At 74.0% G+C, this 18,557-nt stretch carries 13 protein-coding genes; 10 read left to right on the forward strand and 3 right to left on the reverse strand.

Annotated features, from left to right (window positions below; translation table 11 throughout):
- The first annotated feature begins 41 nt into the window (after positions 1-41).
- Positions 42-2,777, forward strand: a complete 2,736-nt coding sequence (locus AB0C84_RS41290) for an AAA family ATPase (protein ID WP_361077094.1) — start codon at positions 42-44, stop codon at positions 2,775-2,777.
- A gap of 221 nt (positions 2,778-2,998) precedes the next feature.
- Here AB0C84_RS41290 and AB0C84_RS41295 read toward each other — a convergent pair whose 3' ends face one another.
- Positions 2,999-4,324, reverse strand: coding sequence for an amidase (locus AB0C84_RS41295; protein ID WP_361077097.1), 1,326 nt, complete (start codon positions 4,322-4,324; stop codon positions 2,999-3,001).
- A gap of 515 nt (positions 4,325-4,839) precedes the next feature.
- Here AB0C84_RS41295 and AB0C84_RS41300 point away from each other — a divergent pair.
- From AB0C84_RS41300 to AB0C84_RS41315, 4 genes are all read left to right on the forward strand, one after another.
- Positions 4,840-7,200, forward strand: coding sequence for a phosphoketolase family protein (locus tag AB0C84_RS41300; RefSeq protein WP_258941056.1), 2,361 nt, complete (start codon positions 4,840-4,842; stop codon positions 7,198-7,200).
- Positions 7,200-8,294: an acetate/propionate family kinase gene (locus tag AB0C84_RS41305; protein ID WP_361077122.1), complete on the forward strand. Its 1,095-nt coding sequence runs from the start codon at positions 7,200-7,202 to the stop codon at positions 8,292-8,294. Before AB0C84_RS41300 ends, AB0C84_RS41305 begins: the two co-directional genes overlap by 1 nt.
- A gap of 16 nt (positions 8,295-8,310) precedes the next feature.
- Positions 8,311-9,525 carry a GAF domain-containing SpoIIE family protein phosphatase gene (locus AB0C84_RS41310; protein WP_361077100.1) on the forward strand — a complete coding sequence of 405 codons (1,215 nt, stop codon included), beginning with the start codon at positions 8,311-8,313 and terminating at the stop codon, positions 9,523-9,525.
- Positions 9,526-9,797: 272 nt separating this feature from the next.
- Entirely contained in the window at positions 9,798-10,394 is a 597-nt protein-coding gene (locus AB0C84_RS41315; protein ID WP_361077102.1) for a hypothetical protein, read from the forward strand.
- A 24-nt stretch (positions 10,395-10,418) separates the two neighbouring features.
- Here the strand turns inward: AB0C84_RS41315 and AB0C84_RS41320 are convergent, their stop codons facing one another.
- A complete protein-coding gene (locus tag AB0C84_RS41320; protein WP_179844046.1) occupies positions 10,419-10,919 on the reverse strand; it encodes an Lrp/AsnC family transcriptional regulator in 501 nt (166 codons plus the stop codon).
- A gap of 103 nt (positions 10,920-11,022) precedes the next feature.
- Here AB0C84_RS41320 and AB0C84_RS41325 point away from each other — a divergent pair, with 103 nt between their 5' ends.
- On the forward strand, positions 11,023-14,526 hold the full coding sequence (locus tag AB0C84_RS41325; protein ID WP_361077105.1) for an indolepyruvate ferredoxin oxidoreductase family protein: 3,504 nt from the start codon (positions 11,023-11,025) through the stop codon (positions 14,524-14,526).
- Between the two features lie 3 nt (positions 14,527-14,529).
- On the opposite strand, the gene AB0C84_RS41330 is transcribed toward AB0C84_RS41325, so the two are convergent.
- Positions 14,530-15,360: a DUF6338 family protein gene (locus tag AB0C84_RS41330; protein WP_361077108.1), complete on the reverse strand. Its 831-nt coding sequence runs from the start codon at positions 15,358-15,360 to the stop codon at positions 14,530-14,532.
- Positions 15,361-15,589: 229 nt separating this feature from the next.
- Between AB0C84_RS41330 and AB0C84_RS41335 the strand changes: the two genes are divergently transcribed.
- From AB0C84_RS41335 to AB0C84_RS41350, 4 genes are all read left to right on the forward strand, one after another.
- Positions 15,590-16,777: a protein kinase gene (locus tag AB0C84_RS41335; RefSeq protein ID WP_361077111.1), complete on the forward strand. Its 1,188-nt coding sequence runs from the start codon at positions 15,590-15,592 to the stop codon at positions 16,775-16,777.
- Positions 16,774-17,325, forward strand: coding sequence for a hypothetical protein (locus tag AB0C84_RS41340; RefSeq protein ID WP_361077114.1), 552 nt, complete (start codon positions 16,774-16,776; stop codon positions 17,323-17,325). The genes AB0C84_RS41335 and AB0C84_RS41340 overlap by 4 nt, the downstream gene beginning before the upstream one ends.
- Before the next feature lie 85 nt (positions 17,326-17,410).
- The gene (locus AB0C84_RS41345) at positions 17,411-18,016 is read left to right on the forward strand and encodes a DUF2975 domain-containing protein (RefSeq protein ID WP_361077116.1); all 606 of its coding nucleotides are present in this window, start codon (positions 17,411-17,413) and stop codon (positions 18,014-18,016) included.
- On the forward strand, positions 18,016-18,240 hold the full coding sequence (locus AB0C84_RS41350; RefSeq protein WP_361077119.1) for a helix-turn-helix transcriptional regulator: 225 nt from the start codon (positions 18,016-18,018) through the stop codon (positions 18,238-18,240). The genes AB0C84_RS41345 and AB0C84_RS41350 overlap by 1 nt, the downstream gene beginning before the upstream one ends.
- Positions 18,241-18,557 lie beyond the last annotated feature (317 nt).

Genomic DNA, 18,557 nt, shown 5'->3' on the forward strand with positions numbered 1-18,557 from the left:
TAAGCTGTACCCCTGTTTTGGACGTTCTTGGAGAGTGTTCGTTGCGGCTGCCAGAGCATCTGGAGCTACTGCTCACCGACGAGCCGGTGCTCGACGTCTACTCGCACGGCCCGTGGCGCGTCCCGGACGGCCTGTTCGAGGAGATCTCGGCACGGATCGACGGGCTGGCGGCCGACCCGCGGGCCGTGGAGCTGACCACCGACGAGCACAAGCTGCTGACGCTGCCCGCGTCGCTCGTCACCGCGGAGATCTTCGGCATGCTGGCGTTCCTGCCGGGCGGCGGCGCGATCAAGGCGGGGTCGTGGTCGCAGCTCCCCGAGCGGCTGCTGCACCGGCACCTGGTCAACCCCGGCCCGCTGAGCACCCGCATGACCCGCTGGGACGCGCCGGGCGGGCGGTGGCGGCCCCCGGTGGACTGGCTCATCGAGGCGCCCGACCGGGCGCTGGCGATCGAGCTGGCCCGCGACTGCCTGTCGGTGCTGGAGGGCATCGAGCCGCTGGAGGAGCGCCGCAAGGCGCTGCTGCGCCTCTACGACGACCCGCCGGTCTGCGACGTCAACCTGCCCAAGACGGAACTGCGGGAGCACTGGCACGCGCACGCCGGAGACGACATCGTCGCGGCGGTGCCCGAGCTGCTCGGCCCGGTCGGCTACCTGGAGTGGGTCTGCGCGGGCCTGCTCGCGTCCTACGAGCACCTGATGGAGGCGGCGCCGCGCGAGGAGACCGTCGAGGTCCACCTGGTCCAGCTGCTGCTGCAGGGCAGCATGGAGCAGGTCCCGGCCGAACTCGCGGTCGCGCTCGGCGAGGACCGGTACGGCGAGCTGCTCCAGCGGTTCACCGCGGAGCGCCGCGGGTTCAAGGCGGGCGCGTGGCAGGAGCGGACGCGGGCGTGGCTCGTCCGGGCGCTCGTCGCGGGCGCCGCCGACGCGTGCCGCGGCTGGCTCGACATGGCGATGCGGTTCATCGCGATCGTGCAGGGCCTGCCGGGCGACCCGTGGTTCCCGAAGGCGGAGTGGATCCCGGTCGGCCAGTTCCAGACCGACCTGCGCCGCCTGTACGCGCCGCGCCGCCGCGTCGTGAACCCGCTCACCGAGACGCTGACGAGCGTGCCCGCCGCCGGCGCCGCGCCCGGGACGGCCGCCGGCGGGCGGCCGGAGATCGCCACGTCGCTGGTCGAGCAGCCGGAGGTCACCGAGGCGCTGGCCGAGCTGACCCGCGGCAGCGCGCCCGTCCGGCTGCTGATCAGCGGGCCGGACGGCACCGGCAAGCGCGACGCCGCGCAGGAGCTCGGCAAGGCGCTGGCGCTCGGCCGCGACCCGCACTGGGTCACCGACAACCTGTTCACCGGGCAGCGCCTGTCGGACGCCGTCGCCAAGCTGCACGCCGACGCCCGCGACTGCGCCGGCGACCGGCTGCTGATCATCGAGGGCCTGGACGGGATCGTCGCCGACCCCGGCAACGGCGAGGCCCTGGCCGCCGAGCTGCACCGGCTCCTGGCCGTCCACCCCGACCTGAACCTGGTGGCGCTGTGCGACGCCGGCGGCGAGGAGCGGATCCGCGAGATCAATCCCGTCCTGCCGCAGCGGTTCCGCATCGCCCGCACCCGGCCGTTCACGGCGGCGGGCCACGCCGAGCTGTTCCGCCGCGCGCTGGACGCCCGCGGCGCCCGCGGCACCCGCCCGGCGATCGAGGCGGCCGGCGCGCTGCTGGCCGCCACCCCGCCGACGCAGACGCTCCGCAACGCCCGCCTCGCGCCGCACCTCGCCGACCAGGTCGTCGCCGCCGCACGGGCCCGGCTGGAGGCCGGCGAGCCGGGCGCCGCGCTCGTCGTCCGCAAGCAGGACGTCCCGGCCGCGCTCGACACCGCGCAGGCCGCGGGGAACCCGCTGGCCGAGCTGAGCGACCTCACCGGCCTGGAGACCGTCAAGCACGAGATCGCGCTGCTCGTCGCGGGCACGCACGCGGCGCGGCTGCGCAGCGAGTCGGGCCTGCGGATCACCCCGCCGACCCGGCACATGGTGTTCACCGGGAACCCGGGCACCGGCAAGACGATGGTGGCCCGGCTGCTCGGCCGCATCTACAAGCGGCTCGGCGTCCTGTCGTCCGGGCACCTGGTGGAGGCGTCCCGCGCCCACCTCGTCGGCGAGTACATCGGGCAGACGGCGCCCCGCACGCGCCGCCTGGTGGAGCGCGCGGTCGGCGGCGTCCTGTTCATCGACGAGGCGTACACGCTGACGCAGTCGCCGCTGAAGGGCGACTACGGGCACGAGGCGATCGCCGAGCTGGTCAAGCTGATGGAGGACCACCGCGACGACCTCGTCGTGGTCGTCGCCGGCTACGAGCAGGAGATGGCCGAGTTCCTCGCCGCCAACCCCGGCCTGGACTCCCGGTTCCCCAAGCAGATCCACTTCCCCGACTACAGCGACGACGAGCTGATCACGGTGTTCGGCCAGCTCGCCGCCGCCGACGGCTTCGAGCTGGCCCCCGGCACCGAGGACGTGCTGCGCTCGATGCTGCGCCGCGCGCCCCGCGGCCCGTCGTTCGGCAACGGCCGCCTGATGCGCAACATGCTGGACGTGGCCGTCGCGAACCAGGCCGACCGGGTCGCCTCCGCCGCCGTCGCCCTCACGAAGGACCCGGCGGCGAAGAAAGGCGCGGGCAGGGACAAGGGCACCGAGCAGGCGCCTCCCACCAGGCAGGAACTGGTCACGCTGACCGCCGACGACCTGCCCCCGCTGCTGGACCACCCCGAGGAGTTCTTCGGCCTCTACCTGTAGCGAAGTCCCGGCCCACTTCGTGACCGGTCCTAGGGCCTGTCTCGAAATGGCTCCGGTCAAGCGCGCGAACGCGTGACCTGGCCGGTGGAGCGAGGCCGGAGGCGAGCGGAGCCGGGCAGATCGCGAAGCGATGCCGCGTTCGCCCAGGCTCGGTCACGTAGCGAGCCGCCAGGCGAGCGAAGTGGGCCGGGACTTTGAAACACAGCCTGGCGCGGCCCGGGTCAGGGGGCGAGGTGCTCGGCGGCGGTGAACAGGAGGCTCTCCGCGCCGCGGCGGGTGACGAGTTGCGCCCCGACCGGCAGCTCGCCGCCGCCGTCCGCCGGGACGGTTCCGGCGGGAACGGACAGGGCGGGCAGCCCCAGCACGTTCCACGGCGAGGTGAGGCTGACCAGCAGCGCGGTGAGCGGGCCGAGCCCGACCTCGGTCGCGCCGATCCGGGGCGCGGGGATCGGCATGGTGGGCATGGCCAGCAGGTCGTAGCGGTCCAGCAGCCCGGCGATCTCCTCGGCGTACCGGTCCCGCTCGCGCAGCGCACGCACGAGCCGCCAGCCCGGCATCCGGCCCGCGTCCTCCAGGCGGGCGAGCGTCGCGGCCTGGTACCGGCCGGGCGCCTCGGCGACCCGCTCGGCGTGCACGTCGTACGCCTCGCTGTACTCGATCGCCAGGAACACCTGCCGGAGCCCGGCGAAGTCGATCCGCTCGGACGGCGCGTCCGGGAACAGGGCGCGGACGCGCCGCTCCACCTCGGGGTCGCACGCCGGCGGCTCGATCCAGGCGACGCGCCCGTACGGGGCGCTCCCGGCCCGGCCGCCGCCGGACGAGCCGTCCAGGAGGGAGGGGACGGCCTCCGCGGGCCCGGTCAGCGCGTGGTAGGCGACGCGGCAGTCGTCGGCGGTGGCGGCGAGGACGCCCACGTGGTCGAGCGAGCGCGACAGCGGGAACACGCCGTCGGCCGGGATCGTGCCGTGCGCCGGCTTGAACCCGGCGATCCCGCAGAACGCGGACGGGATGCGCACCGACCCGCCCGTGTCGGTGCCGATGGCGAGCGGGACCATGCCCGCGGCGACCGCGACGGCGCTGCCGCTGCTGGACCCGCCGGACATCCGCTCCCGGTCGTGGGGGTTGCGGACCGCCCCGTTCACCGACACGTCGCCGCTGCCACCGAACGCGAACTCCTGCGTCCCCGTCTTGCCGACGATCACGGCGCCCGCGTCCCTCAGCATCGTCACGCAGGCCGCGTCGGCCTCGGCGACGTGCCCCGCGAAGTGGCCGGACCCCATCCCGGTGGGCAGCCCGGCGACGTCGATGATGTCCTTCACCGCGACCGGGACGCCGTGCAGCGGGCCCCGGTCGACGCCGGACGCCAGCTCCTCGTCGGCCCACCGGGCGGCGGCCTCGGCGCCCTCGGCGTCCAGGGTCACGAAGGCGTTCAGGTCCTTGTCGACCGAATCCAGGACCCGCGCGACCAGGCCCCGCGCCGACTCCCGCCCCGCGCGCAGATCGCGCCCGATGCCGGTCAGCGTCCGTCCGGTGAAGAACCCGCCCATTGCGTCTCCTTGCCCTCTACCTGTGCCGATCTGCGTAGCATCTCAGACCCTCGCGGCCCCTCTCCGTCCGCCCGCCGTCCCGGTCGTCGCGCACAATGTGGCACTCTGTCATCAATTGATCGCTCATAGTCAACCGTTCACCGCAGATTGCCCACCGCTGGTCGAACCCGCTTCCGGAACCGTGAACCTACGCACGGGTAGGCGGCAGGCTTCCAGCACCCAGAGGTGACGCTCCCGCCGGTTCGCTGGGGGGCGGGGCGGAGGCCGCGCGCCGACGCGCCCGGCATGCCGCCCCTGTAACCGGCGACGGTCACACCGAGGTGGGGGGAACGAGGTCACGGCCGGGCGCCGTGGCCTCGTTGTCGCCGCGGCCTCGTTCCCGCGGCGGCCGTCCCCAGGGACGTTCGGCCCTAGGCCCGCGAGCACGGGGCTGATGGGCTCTCCTCGACGGTTGAGAACCCCGTCCGTGGGGACGGGATGTCCTCAGGGCGATCGAGAGAACCCGGAGGACCCGCATGACCCAGTCGGGCACCCTGAGCGATGACGACGTACGGCAGATCAACGCGTACTGGAGAGCCGCCAACTACCTGTCCGTGGGGCAGATCTACCTTCTGGACAACCCGCTGCTCCGCGAGCCCCTCGAACGGCGCGACCTCAAGCCGCGGCTGCTCGGGCACTGGGGCACCACGCCGGGACTGAACTTCTGCTACGCCCACCTCAACCGCGTGATCAGGGCGCGCGACCTCGACATGATCTACGTCATGGGCCCGGGGCACGGCGGGCCCGCGGCGGTCGCGAACGCCTGGCTCGAAGGCACCTACAGCGAGGTGTACCCGGAGGTGTCGCAGGACGAGGCGGGCATGCGCCGGCTGTTCCGGCAGTTCTCCTTCCCCGGCGGCATCCCGAGCCACGTCGCGCCGGAGACGCCCGGCTCCATCCACGAGGGCGGCGAGCTCGGCTACTCCCTCGCGCACGCGTTCGGGGCGGCCTTCGACAACCCCGGCCTCGTGGTCGCGTGCGTCGTCGGGGACGGCGAGGCCGAGACGGGCCCCCTGGCGGCGAGCTGGCACTCCACCAAGTTCCTCGACCCCGTGCGGGACGGCGCCGTCCTGCCCGTCCTGCACCTCAACGGCTACAAGATCGCGAACCCGACGGTGCTGGCCCGCATCCCCGAGGAGGAGCTCGTCCAGCTCCTGGACGGGTACGGCTACCGACCGTTCCTGGTGAGCGGCGACGAGCCCGCCTCCATGCACCGCAAGATGGCCGCCGCCCTCGACCAGGCCCTCGACGAGATCGCCGACATCCAGCGCGCCGCCCGCGAGGGACGGGCGACCGAGCGGCGCCGCTGGCCCATGATCGTCCTGCGGTCCCCCAAGGGCTGGACGGGCCCGAAGGAGGTGGACGGGCTGCCGGTCGAGAACACCTGGCGCTCCCACCAGGTGCCGCTCGCCGGGGTGTGCGAGGACGCCGGGCACCGCGCGCAGCTGGAGGAGTGGCTGCGCTCCTACCGCCCGGAGGAGCTGTTCGACGAGGCGGGCCGCCCGGTGGCCGCGCTCCGGGCCCTCGCGCCCGCGGGCGACCGGCGGATGAGCGCGAACCCGCACGCCAACGGCGGGCTGCTGCTGAAGCCGCTGGCCCTGCCCGACTTCCGCGACTACGCCGTGGAGGTCGGCAAGCCCGGCACCGTCACGACCGAGCCCACCCGCAGGCTCGGCACGTTCCTGCGCGACGTCGTGCGGGCCAACCCGTCCAACTTCCGGATCATGGGCGCGGACGAGACGGCGTCCAACCGGCTCGGGGACGTCTTCCAGGCCACCGACCGCGTCTTCCAGGGCGGGCTGCTGCCGACCGACGAGCACCAGGCCCGGTCCGGCCAGGTGATGGAGGTGCTGAGCGAGCACCTGTGCCAGGGCTGGCTGGAGGGCTACCTGCTCACCGGGCGGCACGGGCTGTTCAACAGCTACGAGGCGTTCGTGCACATCGTCGACGCCATGTTCAACCAGCACGCCAAGTGGCTCAAGGTCACCCGCGGCCTGCCGTGGCGGCGGCCGATCGCGTCGCTGAACTACCTGCTGTCGTCGCACGTGTGGCGGCAGGACCACAACGGCTTCACCCACCAGGACCCCGGCTTCCTCGACGTCGTGCTGAACAAGAAGCCGGAGATCGTCCGCGTGTACCTGCCGCCGGACGCGAACACGCTGCTGTCGGTCGGCGACCACTGCCTGCGCTCCCGCGACTACGTCAATGTGGTCGTGGCCGGGAAGCAGCCCGCGCTGAACTGGCTGCCGATGGACGCCGCGATCGCGCACTGCACCCGCGGCATCGGCATCTGGGAGTGGGCGTCCACCGACGGCGGCGCGGACCCCGACGTCGTGCTGGCCTGCGCGGGCGACATCCCGACGCTGGAGACGCTCGCGGCCGCCGACCTGCTCCGGCAGCTGTTCCCCGAACTGCGCGTCCGGGTCGTCAACGTGGTCGACCTGATGCGGCTCCAGCCGTCCAGCGAGCATCCCCACGGCCTGTCGGACCGCGAGTTCGACGCGCTGTTCACCACCGACAAGCCCATCATCTTCGCCTTCCACGGCTACCCGTACCTCATCCACCGCCTCACCTACCGGCGCGCGGGGCACGGCAACCTGCACGTCCGCGGCTACAAGGAGGAGGGGACGACGACCACGCCGTTCGACATGGTCATGCTGAACGACCTCGACCGGTTCCACCTCGTCATGGACGTCATCGACCGCGTCCCGTCCCTCGGCGCCCGCGTCGCCCACCTCCGGCAGCGGATGGCCGACCAGCGCCTCTTCCTGCGCGCCTACACGCGCGAGCACGGCGAGGACGCCCCCGAGGTCCGCGACTGGACGTGGCCCTACTGATGCGCGTCCTGACGGTCAACCCCGGGTCGAGCAGCCTGAAGGTGAGCCTGCTCGACGCCGGAGACGAGGTCCTCGCCGAGGACTCCGGCGGCGGCCACGAGATGGCCGGGCTGGTCGCCCGGCTGCCCCGGCCGGACGCCGTCGGCATCCGGTTCGTCCACGGCGGCACCGACTTCACCGAGCCGGTGCGCGTCGACGAGAAGGTCACCGCGCGGCTCCGCGAGCTCGCCGACCTCGCGCCGCTGCACCAGCCCGCCTCACTGCACGCCCTGGCCGAGATCACCAGCGTCCTGCCGGACGTCCCGGCCGTGGCGTGCTTCGACACCGCCTTCCACGCCACGCTGCCGGACGCCGCCGCGACCTACGCGCTCCCGCGGGAGTGGTCCGAGCGGTTCGGGCTGCGCCGCTACGGCTTCCACGGCCTGTCGTTCTCCTACGCCGTGCGCCGCGCCGGCGAGATGATCGGCGCCGACCCGGCCGCGCTGCGGATGGTGGTGTGCCACCTCGGCGCCGGGGCGTCGCTGTGCGCGGTGGCCGGGGGCCGGTCGGTCGACACCACCATGGGGTTCACGCCCCTCGAAGGGCTGGTCATGGCGACGCGGGCGGGCAGCATCGACCCCGGCATCCCGCTCTGGCTGATGAAGCACGGCATCGCGCCCGCGGAGGTGAACGACGCGCTCGAACGCGACTCCGGGCTGCGCGGCCTCACCGGCACCGGCGACATGCGCCAGGTCCGTGAGCGGGCCGCCGAGGACGACCGGGCCGCCCTCGCCGCCCTGGACGTCTACCATCACCGCCTCCGCGCCTGCGCCGCCGCGATGACCGCCTCGCTGGGCGGGCTCGACGCCCTCGTCTTCACCGGCGGGATCGGCGAGCACGACCCGGCGGTGCGCCTGCGGCTGGCCGAGGACCTCGCTCACCTCGGGACCTCCGTCGACCCGGACCGCAACGCGGCCGCGGACGGCGACACCGACGTCACCGCCGCCGGCTCGGCCGTCCGGACGCTCGTGGTGGCGGCGCGCGAGGACCTGGAGATCGCCGCCGGCGTCCGGAGGTGCCTGCGGCCGCAAGCCCCGCCCGCCGCCGTGAGGTAGTACATAAGGTGTGAGCGTGGAGAACACGGCGGGCGCTTCGGCGGGCGCGATCCGCAGGCTGGCGAACATCCAGGCGATCACCGACGAGGCGTTCGCCTACATGGACGTGGACGAACTGCTCGGCACCCTCCTCGACCGCGTCCGCGCAGTCCTCGGGGTCGACACCGCCGTGGTCCTGCTTCTGGACCGGGAGGAGCGGTTCCTCGTGGCGACGGCCGCGAAGGGCCTTGAGGAGGAGGTCGTCCAGGCCGCCCACGTCCCGGTGGGCGAGGGGTTCGCCGGGCGCGTCGCCGCCGAGCGGCGGCCGGTCTACGTCCCGGACGTGTCCAGCGCCGGCGTGTTCAACCCGCTGCTCGTCGAGCGGGGCCTGCACTCGCTGCTCGGCGTCCCGCTCGTCGGCGGCGGGAAGCTGGTCGGCGTCATGCACGTCGGGACGCTGGCCCACCGCCGCTTCACCGGCGAGGAGACCGAGTTCCTCCAGCTCGCGGCCTCGACCGCCGCGCTGGCGGTGCAGTCCCTGCTCAGCCGCGCCGAACGCGCCGGCGCGCTGGAGCTGCAGCGCAGCCTCATCCCGGCCGCGCCCCCGGAGGTCCCCGGACTCGAAATGGCCGCCCGTTACCGTCCCGGCAAGGCGGTCGTCGGCGGGGACTGGTACGACGTGTTCGCGCTGCCCTCGGGAGAGGTCGGGATCGTCATGGGGGACGTGGCGGGCCACGGGCTCCCGGCGGCCGTCGTGATGGGCCGGATGCGCAGCGCCCTGCGCGCCTACGCGCTGGACAACGACGACCCGGCCGAGGTGCTGCGCAAACTCAATCGGAAGATGCTGCACTTCGAGCCCGAGGCGACGGCGACCGTCCTGTACGCGGTCGTCGACCCCGTGGTGGGCCGGGTCCGGGTCTCGTCGGCCGGGCACCCTCCCCCGGTCCTCGCGCTTCCGGACGGTTCGGCGGAGTCGGTGGACATGAAGTTCGACGTCCTGATCGGCCTGGGCGAGAACCTCCCCCGCCGGACCATGACCTTCGGCCTCCGGCCCGGCGCCCTGCTCTGCTTCTACACCGACGGGCTGATCGAGCGGCGGGACGAGTCGATCCTCGGCGGCGTCGCCCGGCTGTGCGAGGCGGCCTACGCCGGCCCGCCCGAGGCGGTCGGCGCCGCGGTGATGTCGGCGATGATCGGCCGCGAGGCGCCCGAGGACGACGTCGCGCTCCTGATCGCGCGCCGCGTCCCGTAGGAGCGCCCGGATAACCGGCAGGGACTTCGCGGAACCTCGGTGCGGGCGGGAGCGTCCGAGTCGGGCGTTTCGGAGGCAAGGGGGCGGCGGTGGCGGGCGTTCGGCGGGCGGGTCCGGGCCGGCGACGGCTCCTGGGGGCGGTGCTGGGTCGGCGATGGCTCCTGGGGGTGGTCCTGGCAGGGGCGGTGGCCGCGGCGGGAGCGGTCGTGGCGGTCGTGGTCGCCTTCGATGCGCCCGTTCGGCCTCGGGAGTGCGGGTGCAGGCCGCCGCCGGTGACCAGCGGGATCAGCGGGGTGCCGCGCGAGTGGCAGGCCGCCGTGGCCCGCCGCGACGCCGGGACGGCCTGGCGGTTGCTGACGCCCGAGGCGCAGCGGCGGTACGGCTCGGTGAAGGGGCTGCGCGGGGCGCTCGCCCGGCTTGCCCTGGACTCCCATGGGCCCTCGGGGTGGAGGCTCGTCAACACGGACACGCAGGGGAGCGGCACGCCCAGCACGTTCCTCTACCTGCTCGTCGAGAAGCGGAACCTGCGGCCGGCCGGAGCCGTCGTCGTGCACTCCATCGCCGACGGCTCCGCCGATGGGCGGGTCGATCCCGTGCCCGCCGCCACCGTCCGCATCCTGGAACCCGCCGCGCGGGCCACCGTGGGCGTGCGCCCGCGCCTGCGTGCGGCGACCGGGTCCCCTCCCGCGTACGCGGTCGTGCGACGGGACGGTGAGATCCAGGGTGGCGTGGGATCCATCCGTGCCGCGGACGGGTGGGACACACCGTTCTACGATGCGCTCAAGCCCGGCCCGGCGCTGATCGTCGCGGTCGAGGCGGACGGCGGCGGACGCCTCGCGTACGGAAGCGTCCGCGTCACGATCCGCTGACCTCGTACCGGGTCGCCGGCGGCGTCAGTCGGCCGGCTTGCGGGACGCGGCCCGGGCGCGCTTCTCCTCGTCCTCCAGGAGGGGGCCGACGCGGAACGGGACCTGGTGGGTCAGCACGATCGAGGTGGTGCTGCGGCGGACGCCGGGGCAGGCCAGGATCGAGTCGATGACCTCGTGGAGCTGCTTGCCGTTGGGGGCGACGGCGCGGACGAGGAGGTCGCCCTGGCCGGTGATCCCGAGGACCTCCAGGACGCGCGGGATCGCCGAGAGCGCCACGGCGGCCTCGCGCAGCCGGCCCTGGGCCACCTCCAGGGTGACGAAGGCCGTCAGCTCGAAGCCGATGGCGCCGAGGTCGACCTCGCGGCCGCGGTGGCCGATGACCCCCTCGCGTTCGAGGCGCTCCACCCGGGCGTGCGCGGTGTTGCGGGCGATGCCGAGCTTGGCGGCCAGTTCCGTGACGCCGATGCGGGGCTGCTCGACGAGGCGGCGCAGGATCTGCAGATCGAGGAGAGTGGTACGGGTCACAACGCTCAGCTCCGGCGGGTAACTCGATTCTGACTTGAGCAATCCGCTCAAATATCGTCCGGCCATCTTGCACTCCGCTCAGCTTAGGCGGCTCAATGCAAGCATGAGCACCACCGTTTCTTCCTCCCCCCTCCGCGACCGGCTCGAACTGGAGCGCGGCCGGATCGCGATCGGCGGGGTGCACGCCCTCGTCCGGCTGCTGCTGGAGCAGCGGCGCGCGGACGCCCGGCGGGGATGGCGGACCGCCGGGTTCGTGTCCGGGTACCGGGGGTCCCCGCTCGGCGGCCTCGACCAGCAGCTGGTGCGGGACGCGAAGCTGCTGGACGCCCACGACATCCGGTTCGTGCCGGGCGTGAACGAGGAGCTGGCGGCGACGGCCGTGTACGGGTCGCAGCTCGCCGACCACCTGCCGGGTCCCCGGTTCGAGGGCGTGTTCGGGCTCTGGTACGGCAAGGCGCCCGGGGTGGACCGGTCGCTGGACGCGTTCAAGCACGCGAACTGGCTCGGCACGTCGGAGCGCGGCGGGGTGCTCGCCGTGGTGGGCGACGACCCGTCCGCGAAGTCGTCCACGCTGCCGTCGGCGACGGAGGGCGCGCTCGCGGAGGCGTTCATGCCGGTGCTGGTGCCCGCGTCGGTGGGCGACCTGCTGCGCCTCGGGCGGCACGGCTTCGAGATGTCGCGGTTCAGCGGGGCGTGGACCGGGTTCAAGCTCGTGACGGACGTCGCCGACTCGCACGAGATCGTGGACGTCGAGCCGGTGCCCGGCCCGGTGTACCCGGAGTTCGCGTGGCGCGGGCGGCCGTGGAAGCCGACGCGCAAGCCGGGCGTCGACCTCCAGGGCACGACGGCCCTCGAAACCGAGGTCCTCCAGGGCCGCCTTCAGGCCGCGACGGCCTACTCGGCGGCCAACGGCCTCGACCGGATCGAGGGCGCCACCGGCGACGCGGCCGTCGGGCTGGTCGCCGCGGGCCGCACCTATGTGGAGCTGCGTGAGGCCCTCGACCGGCTCGGGCTGGACGACGAGGCCCTCGCCCGCCGGGGCGTCCGGCTGCTGCGCCTCGCCATGATCTACCCGCTGGACGCGGACCGGATCCGCGAGTTCGCCCGCGGCCTGCGCGAGATCGTCGTCGTGGAGGAGAAGCGGCCGTTCGTCGAGACGCAGATCCGGGACGTCCTGTACGACCTGGCGGAGCGTCCCGCCGTGTACGGCAAGAACGGCCCGGACGGCGCCGGCCTGGTCCCGCCGGACGGGGGCCTGGACGCCGACCGGCTCGTGAAGGCCCTCGCCCGGCTCCTCGCCGACCGCGTCGGGCAGGAGCACGTGGACCTGCGCGACGCGGTGCTGAAGCCCCGCACGCCGCAGATCAACCTGCTCGCCCCTGCGCGCACCCCGTACTTCTGCTCGGGCTGCCCCCACAACCGGTCGACGGTCGTCCCGGACGGGTCGGTCGCGGCGAGCGGCATCGGCTGCCACGTGATGACCGTGTTCACCGACCGCGGCATCGGCACCACGCAGATGGGCGGCGAGGGCGCGATGTGGGTGGGCGCGGCGCCGTTCTCGGACACCGGGCACATGTTCCAGAACCTCGGCGACGGGACGTTCTTCCACTCCGGCAGCCTCGCGGTCCGGCAGGCCGTCGCCGCCGGGACCAGCATCACCTTCAAGATCCTCTACAACGCCGCGGTGGCGATGACCGGCGGGCAGGACGCCGACGGCGGCTCCGACCCGGCCGCGATCACCCGGATGCTGCACGCCGAGGGCGTCGCGAAGATCGTGGTGGTGGCGGACGACCCGTCCCGCTACCCGCGCGGGACCGGCTGGGCGCCCGGCGTCCGGGTCCGGCACCGCGACGACCTCGACGCCGTCCAGCGGGAGCTGCGCGAGATCCCGGGCGTGACCGTCCTGCTGTACGACCAGGCGTGCGCGGCCGAGACGCGGCGCAAGCGCAAGCGCGGCCTCGTCCCCGACCCGCAGACCCGCGTCCTGATCAACGAGGCGGTCTGCGAGGGGTGCGGCGACTGCGGCACCAAGTCGAACTGCCTCAGCCTGGAACCGGTCGAGACCGAGTTCGGCCGCAAGACGCAGATCAACCAGACGTCCTGCAACAAGGACTACTCGTGCGTGGACGGCGACTGCCCCTCGTTCGTCACCGTCCTTCCCGGCGGTACGCCCAAGGCCGCGCGGACGCTGCCGCCGATCGGCGAGCTGGAGGAGCCCGAGGCGCGGCCCGAGTCGGCGGACGTGCTGCTCGTCGGCATCGGCGGCACCGGCGTCGTGACCGTGAACCAGGTGCTCGCCACGGCGGCGCTCATCGACGGCCGCCACGCCCGCGCGCTCGACCAGACCGGGCTCAGCCAGAAGGCCGGCGCGGTCGTGTCGCACCTGCGCATCGGAACCGCCGACCGGGAGCGGCCGGGCATGGTCGGGGCCGGCGGCGCCGACGCCTACCTCGTGTTCGACTCCCTGGCCGGGACGACGGAGGCCAACCTGCGCCGCTGCGCGCCGGACCGCACCGCCGCGATCGTGTCGACCAGCGAGGTGCCGACCGGGCGGATGATCGTGGACACCTCGGCGTCGCTGCCGCCGAGCGCGGCGCTCGTCAAGCGGATCGCCGAGCGCACCCGGGCGGACCGGCTGGTCGCGCTCGACGCCCTCGCGCTCGCCGAGCGCTGGTTCGGCGCCACGACGACGGCCAACTTCGTGGTGGTGGGCGCCGCCTACCAGGCGGGGCTGCTGCCGCTGTCCGCGAAGGCGATCGAGGAGGCCCTCACGCTGAACGGCGTGCAGGTGGAGGCGAACATCCAGGCGTTCCGCGCCGGGCGCCGCCTCGTGCTCGAACCCGAAGGCCGGGACGAGGCCGCGGCGCCCGCCGCCCAGGTCGCGCCGCGCCCGCTGGACGCGACCGCGTCGGCCGCGATGGACCTCGTCGACGCGTCCGGCGTGGACGGCGAGCTGGCCCGCGTCCTGCGGATCCGCGTGCCCGACCTCGCCGCCTACCAGAACCTGGCGCTCGCCGGGCGGTACCTGGACGCGGTCCTGCGCGTCGCCCGGGCCGAGGACGCGGCGGGGGCCGCCGGGCACCGCCTCGCGGTGGCCGTGGCGCGCAACCTGTACAAGCTGATGGCCTACAAGGACGAGTACGAGGTGGCCCGACTGCACCTCGACCCGGAGCTCGCCCGCCGCGTCGAGGAGCAGTTCGGGCCCGGCTCCCGGGTCGCCTACATGCTGCACCCGCCGCTGCTGCGCGCCGTCGGCGTGGACCGCAAGATCGCGCTCGGCCGGACGGCCCGCCCGGCGTTCCGCGCGCTGCGCGCGATGCGGCGGCTGCGCGGCACCCCGCTCGACCCGTTCGGCGCCACCGCGCAGCGGCGCGCCGAGCGGCGCCTCGTCACCGGGTACGTCGCGGTGGTGAACGAGCTGGTGGCCGGGCTGGACGCGGGCGCCGCCGGGGACGGCCGGCACGAGTCCGCCGTCCGGATCGCCGAGCTGCCGGACATGATCCGCGGTTACGAGGATGTCAAGACCGCGAACATCGCCCGGTACGAGGAGAGCCTGCGCGAGCTGCTCGCCGCGTGGCGGGCCGAGCGGTCGCCGAGCCGGGTGTGACGCTCAGGTGATCGCGCCGGCCACCGCTCCGGCCAGCGCGATCACCACCAGCTCCAGCGCGAGCAGCTTGGCCAGCGGGCCCGGCGCGAGCCGGCACGCGTAGCACTGCTCGACGAAGATCTTGAGCTGGTCGGACGGGTGCAGGCGCGGCGCGGAGTGCCGGGACGGGACGCCGCGCAGCGCCGCCGGCGGGGGCGGCTGCTCCTCCACCGGCCGCACCAGCACGCTGGTGACCGACCGCGTCGGCACGACCATCCGGTCCCAGTGCAGCGCGTCCAGCGGCAGCGGCTTGCCGTGCCCGTCGAGCTGGAAGATGGGGCCGCACAGGGTGATGAAGGGCAGCTCGCGCCCGCGCGCCGCCGATTCCTCTCCGAGGAGTCCGCGAAAGGTCTCGCCGCTGTTCAGGGTGATTTCGAGTTCGACGTCGCGGTCCCCGTAATCGGCGCTCGACCCGGCCGCCGGACGGGCCTCGGCGGGAAACGGCCCCGGACGATTCTCCAATCGCGCGAGAACGGCCGCGGCCAGCGACGAGAGCGTAAGGGAAAGCGCGAGGAAACAGCACGCCGTCCAGGCGGCGGCGAGGGGCGGGACCGCGGCGCCGCCCTCGTCCAGGAGGCGGTGCGGGCTCGGCACCACGGCCTGCCCCAGCACGCCCAGCAGGATCGACGTCACCGTCGTGACCATCGTGCCGGCGACCACGACGCGGGAGAACCGCGGCAGCGTGTCGCCCGGGCGGGCGCGTTCCCGGCGGCCGCGCACCAGATCGAAATGCAGGCCCGGAACCGCCGCCAAGACCAGCAGTACGACGGGCACGACAATGGAGCCCACGGTCATGGTCACCCCTGCCCTGCATCGGGGATCATGAGCTACAGATCCTGTCACTTGGACCGGGGATTCTCAATATCAAGACAACTGACTCCTGGTCCAATTGCCGTCCCTTTTCCGGGACCGTTCGAAAAGGTCTTCACCGCGGATCGGTCGAACCCGCCGGGGCCGGCGGCACGTACTGCCTGACGAGCCGGGGACCGCGCCCGGCACCGGAGTGCGACGAGGGTGACGTCCAGTGGAATCGGGACTGCGGCTGACGGAGCGCTACCGCCTCGTGGAACGTCTCGACGACGGCGGGACGATGGAGGTCTGGCGCGCCTGGGACGAACTGCTGGGCCGTCCCGTCGCGGTCAAGGTGCTGGCGCCCGCGGGCACCGGGCCGCAGCGGGGTTTCCGGCGGGGCGTGAACCGCGCCGCCGCGCTCTCCCACGCCGCCCTGGAGACGGTCTTCGACAGCGACCAGACCCGCGACGCGTCCGGCCGGCTCGCGTCCTTCGTCGTGACCGAGTTCCTGGTCGGCGACACCCTCACCGACCGGCTGCGGCGCGGGCCGCTCGCCGTTCCCGAGGCGGCCTCCGTCTGCGGTCAGATCGCGGGGGCGCTGGAGGCCGCGCACGCCGCGGGCGTGACGCACGGCGACCTCAAGCCGGACAGGGTCGTGCTCGTCCACGGCGACACCGGCCTCGACGTGAAGGTCGTCGACACCGGAATCGGCGGCGTCGTCCGCGCGTCCGCGAGCGACGGCACCGAGGCCGCCGACGTGCGGGCGCTCGGCGTCATCATCGCCGCCTGCCTCGCCCCCGGCGCGTCCGGAGAACTGTCCGCGCTCGCCGCCCGCTGCATGGGTCGGGACGCCCCGTCCGCCGCCGAGGTCGCCGCCCTCCTCGCCCGCGACGAGGGGCCGCCGAACGCCGTCTTCGCCGCCCCGGGCACCGCCCCGCCCGACGACCACCGGACCGGCACCCTGCCTCCGCCGCCCCGCCGAGGGAACGCCCGCCTCGCCGCGCTCGCCCTGGTCGTGGCGATCCCGGTCACGGCCGCCGCGGCGGTCCTGCTGTCGGCGCCGCGCTCCCCGGTCGCCGTCCCGGCCCCGGCGCGGACGAGCGCCGCCCCGCCGGCCCCCGCGCCGACGTTCCGGCCGCCGCAGTCGGCGACCGCTCCCCGCGTCACCGAGGCGCTGGGGCGGCTGCGCCCCATCGTGAGCCGCGGCTACGCCGCCGGCGAGATCCGCTCCGACGTCGCGATCGACCTCGACAACGTCATCACGAACCTGGAGAACGACCTCACCGCCGACCGGAACGTCGACGTCGGCGGCCGGATCGCCGAACTGCACGACAAGATCGTCACGCGGCGGCGGGAGCGCGGCCTGTCCCCCGGGCTCGCCGACGAACTGAACCGCGTCCTCGCCACCGTCCAGACATGACGGGCGAACGGGACGCCGCATGGCGGCGCGAGGACCTGCCCCGCACGCCGTCCGCCGCCCGCTTCCCCTGGCTCGCGCTGGCCGGTGTCGCCGCCACGATCGCGGCGGCGACGGTGCTCGTCCTCGGGATCGGCGACACCCTCTCCAGCCGGGACGATTCCGCCGACCGGCTTCTCCCGCTCCAGGCGGCGTCCCCGTCCGCGCCGGCCCCGCCCGAACCGTCCAGCCCGGCGACGCCCCGGCCGCCGCCCGCATCGGCCGCCCCCGAACCGCCCCCGCCGCCGGCGCCGCCCACGGAACCGAGCGTGGAGGAGGTCCTGGTGAGGCTGCGGCATGCCGTGGACGAGGGAGTGGCCGCCGGCGACGTCCGCGACGACGTCGGCCTCGACCTCGGCAACGTGATCGAGCGCATGCTCGACCACGGGCAGCGCGGCCGCGCGGACGTCGCCTCCCTGCGGCACAAGATCGCCACCCGCGCCCGGGAGGGCGCCATCACCGGCGGCCGCGCCGAGCAGCTCCGCGTGATCCTCGACGGCGCGCTCCCCTAGACCCCGCAGGCCAGGCCGGGACTTGACGGCGGCATATCGTTTATCGTTATTATCGAAAAACGATATGCCCCCTGAAGGAGACGACATGACCTGGGCGACGCGCTGGTCCCGTTTCGACACCCATTTCCTGGAGCTGGTCATCGGCCTGGGTCTGCTGCTGGTCGGGCTCTTCCAGGGCCTCTTCCCGATCCTCGGCGTGACGGGCCCCTTCCCGCCGATCGACACCCGCGACGTCGACCTGCGCTCCACCGCGCGGGTGCCGGACCTAGCCTCCGGTGGGACGTCCCTGCGCGGCACCCACCACGCCGAACTGGCGGTCGGCGACCCCGGCCTCTGGGACCGGGTGCTGCTCGCCGCCCCCGAGGTCGCCCGCGCCGTGCTGATCATCGTGATCCTGTCGATCCTGCTGCGGATGGCCGCGACGTTCCGCGGCGGCGACGTGTTCGTCCCGGCGAACGTCCGGCGGCTCTTCGCGATCTCCACGGCCGTGCTGCTGCTCGGCATCGCGGCCCCCGCTCTCGACATGCTCACCACGAACGCGTTGGTCAGCGGCACGCCGCTGGAGGACGCGGTCGAGATCGGCTTCGAGGTGCGGGCCTCGACCGTCCTGCTGGCCATCCTGATCGCCGCCCTGGCCGGGGCGTTCGGGCACGGCACCCGCCTGCGCGCCGACACCGAGGGCCTGGTCTGATGCCGCCCGAGGACCCCCACCAGATCACCGTCCACCTGGACGCGATCCTCGCCGAGCGCGGCATCACCCTGGTGGAGCTGGCCGAACGCGTAGGGGTGACGCCCGTCAACCTCTCCATCCTGAAGAACGGCCGCGCCAAGGCCATCCGCTTCACAACCCTGAGCGCCCTGTGCCGAGAACTGGCCTGCCAACCCGGCGACATCCTCTCCCGAACCGAGGACTGACCCCCCTTCCTTTGACAGCGAAAAGCGCACCAAAGGCGCAACGACCGCAACCGTGGGGCGCAACGGGCGCAATGACCGCAACCGTGGGACGCAACGACCCCAGCCACCACAGCAACCACCAACAAGCCGGGCCACCGCGATTGCGAGCGAAGCCAGGTTCGAGCCTGCGAGAACCTGATCGCGCAGCGAGCCGCAAGGCGAGTCGGAGCGATGCAGCAATCGCACGTGTTCTTGGGGGCGGTCGGCGCCCCCAAGGGACGCGTTCGGCACGGACGCCCCCGCATCCGCTTCGCCCGGCCCCTACACGGAGCTGGCGG

Source organism: Actinomadura sp. NPDC048955, assembly GCF_040649435.1.
Lineage (GTDB): Bacteria > Actinomycetota > Actinomycetes > Streptosporangiales > Streptosporangiaceae > Spirillospora > Spirillospora luteofluorescens.